Source organism: Pseudomonas meliae, from assembly GCF_001400515.1.
Lineage (GTDB): Bacteria > Pseudomonadota > Gammaproteobacteria > Pseudomonadales > Pseudomonadaceae > Aquipseudomonas > Aquipseudomonas amygdali.
Genome location: NZ_LJQT01000427.1, coordinates 1 through 2,798, shown reverse-complemented (window position 1 = coordinate 2,798; position 2,798 = coordinate 1). Strand labels below are relative to the sequence as shown.

Genomic DNA, 2,798 nt, shown 5'->3' with positions numbered 1-2,798 from the left:
TTGATCGGAGAATCCCTAAGCCGTCTCTAGATGATTGGTAGACGCTCGGAAACCATGCCGTAGCAACCTTCCCGCCCCTGCAAATGTCCAGAGCTTAGCTGCAGTACATTTTCTTGGTCTGCGCGATGTGCGGAATGTACAGCTGTGCCAACACGTCAACCGGTGCAATCAACCATGGCTTTCATGTCGCTCGTCGGCCTTTGAGCTTAGTCTGGAATGCTCAGCAAGGTAGGCCTCCGACTACCTCACAGTGAACGCCTCAAGTACCAGTCTCCTAGGGTAAGAAGATCACCCGTTTCTGCTGTGAATGCGAACGAGATTTCTCAGCAAGTCTAGAGCCAAGCAGATGGCGATTTGACTGCACGTTAGCCTTCGACGAATTTCAAGGAAATATTGGGGAAGGCAGACCCGAGCCCGTGCTTCTCGATCTGTATATCCCGTCTCCAATGTGCTGTCTGACTTTGGTTGCCAACAGATCTCCTCAGGGCTGTTACCCACGCGACAGAGCCTCCATCGCAGGCTTTGCCTTTTCTTGCCCCTTCGACTTAGAAAATCGAGCTCTGAGTTCTACCATTTTTGGTTTCGTACAGCACCTGGATGTAGCACAAAGCCTCCTGAGGAAATGAGCTTCTGTGAGTAGCGTGTAGCCCGAGGGACTTGGGCCAGGCATGAGCCATGCAGCCGATATCAGTCTTGTCCATTTGAAGCTGGCACGTTGCATCTAAGTCATCGCAACCAGCTAGCTTTTCTACGCTGTCAGAAAATTAGGTGTAAGCGACTTATCCACGCTGAAACACAAACAATTAGCAGTCTCTGTTCCTGAGGCCGGGCTGACGCCTCGCTCCGCTCGTTGTCGGCCGGACATCCAATCGGGAAAGCTTTGCTTTACCGATTGGATGTCCGGCGCCAATAAAGTCTCGTGCATATCATCCACCGGCACTCCCCACTAAACACCGGATCTGCTGGAAACGCTGGTAATTGAAGCGTTCTTTATCTTTTGGTAAGCCAGCGCGCAAACGCGCCCGGTTGAGTCCTGGGCCGGCTTGCCGGACTGGGGCGATTTATCCGGGTCTTAGCGCCCCAAAGGGTGGCCGCAGGCCAGGGCGGGTGGGCTTCATCCACCTGCGCCGCTTAGACGGGCTGTCACGCTGTCGTGAGGGGTCCACTCCGCGCCGTGCCATAGGCACGAAGTGCGCGGTGCATTACTGCTCTTCGAGGTTTGAACACCTCGGAAAGCTCTTTCTTTTACCGAAGGAGGTTACTGACAAGGCTATAAAATTTCATTAATTTCAAGACTCTTACCAGCGCAAGCGCAACCGGGGGACAAATCTGTGTCTTTTCAGCACACGTGGGCCTGAGATTCGTGGGGGACACCGCCTCTTCGCCACAGGCCACCAAATCGCAGGCGCGACGAAGCCTCCGCGTAAGCGGATACAAACTGAGAAGGCTGATGTGGCCTATCCGGCTTTCTTGGCGACCGACGCCACAAGTCGCTCTAGAGCACTCGTCAAATCGTTAGATCCCTTACGACTTGGCGGAGAGTCCTGCCTTGGGGACGCCGACCGAGACTCTTTCGTGCGGACAGCATCACCGTCCCGTGCTTCTTTGGCTTGCCAGCGCTTGCGCGATACCTCACGCCGCAGCAGTTCCTTGGAGTGACGTTCCATGTCTGCCTGGCGACGTTGGCCCAATTCACGCAGTTGCGCCTCGCGCTTCTTTTTGGCCGAGTGCTGAACGCGCTCGAAGACGTAGGCAAGGCCCAAGTCTTTCCAGAACTGTTTGGTAAAGCGAATCAGAACGCGGGTACGAACCAAATTCAGACCGCTGTCGTCTTTTTCTTCAAGGCGGATTCGCTCAATTCGACGATACACATAGCCAGCCTCGTCAAGCGTCTTGAACAGCCGACAAAGCACCGGTGAGGAGACGCCTTCGGAGTCTTCGGCAATTTTGCGTTGGGTATTGAGCACATAGCGCCCGGACTCAGGATCGATGAACCCGAGTACTCCGGTGGCCAAGTCCAACCGCACCAGCAATTGCTCAGCAACTCGCTCGATCACTTGAAATTTTTCAACACGAGTACGTCGATCACCGTGCACGGTATCAAGCCGACGCAGATACTGACCTCGGTAGCTGACGATGTTGCTAAGACGCTCGTACGCTGAACGGATGAGCGGATTCTTGAGCTGCTGATTGGAGAGGTGTCTAGGGGCTGCGTACTGGGCAGGCATATTCCGCGCGGGGCGTCGCAGTGCAGAATGGGGATCGGAAGGCGAAAGCCTCGCGGCTTTGTGGAGGGTCATCCCTCACCTCCAAAGCACCCTGGGTTGTACTGAACAATCTGTCTAATCCGATTGAGTGCATATGACTTGCTCCCACCGTCAAGACGATGAAACATCGGACTCAGCTTTTTTGAATTTTCCATCGGGCGCATCGCCTCTGTGCGTCAAAGCACACCTACTTGCGAACAGCAGGGATGGGAGCTAGGATGCTAACTAGTCGATAGCTACATCGTAATGTCGTCCCTCAACCGCCAAGCTGAGGAACGCGCCACACCCCTGCTGTAGTCACCAGAAGCCCGCTCGCCAAAGCGGGCTTCTGCATTCAGGGGGTCTGCCGAGCGGCGGATTCGGTTGTCGAGTGTCGTTTAGCTGTTTTGGACTCGAGCCAATGATCAAGATCATGCTCGAACCAGCCCACTATCCCGCCGCTCAGTTGCACCGAGGCCGGGAAGGACGGGTCGTTCCGCTCAAGACGCCAAAGTGTGGAAGGGTTTATGCCCCCTAGGAGGGTGTAGACAA

At 55.0% G+C, this 2,798-nt stretch carries 2 protein-coding genes; both read right to left on the bottom strand.

The genetic code is table 11. The annotated features are described in order from the left end of the window. Positions 1-1,457 precede the first annotated feature (1,457 nt). On the bottom strand, positions 1,458-2,228 hold the full coding sequence (locus tag ALO64_RS19485) for a hypothetical protein (RefSeq protein ID WP_004642392.1): 771 nt from the start codon (positions 2,226-2,228) through the stop codon (positions 1,458-1,460). A 373-nt stretch (positions 2,229-2,601) separates the two neighbouring features. Continuing rightward, positions 2,602-2,775 carry a helix-turn-helix transcriptional regulator gene (locus ALO64_RS19480; RefSeq protein ID WP_054991785.1) on the bottom strand — a complete coding sequence of 58 codons (174 nt, stop codon included), beginning with the start codon at positions 2,773-2,775 and terminating at the stop codon, positions 2,602-2,604. Between the last annotated feature and the right edge of the window lie 23 nt (positions 2,776-2,798).

Coding starts and splice junctions, on each gene's coding strand:
- ALO64_RS19485 (WP_004642392.1), bottom strand. CDS start 2,228: ATGCCTGCCCAGTACGCAGCCCCTAGACACCTCTCCAATCAGCAGCTC.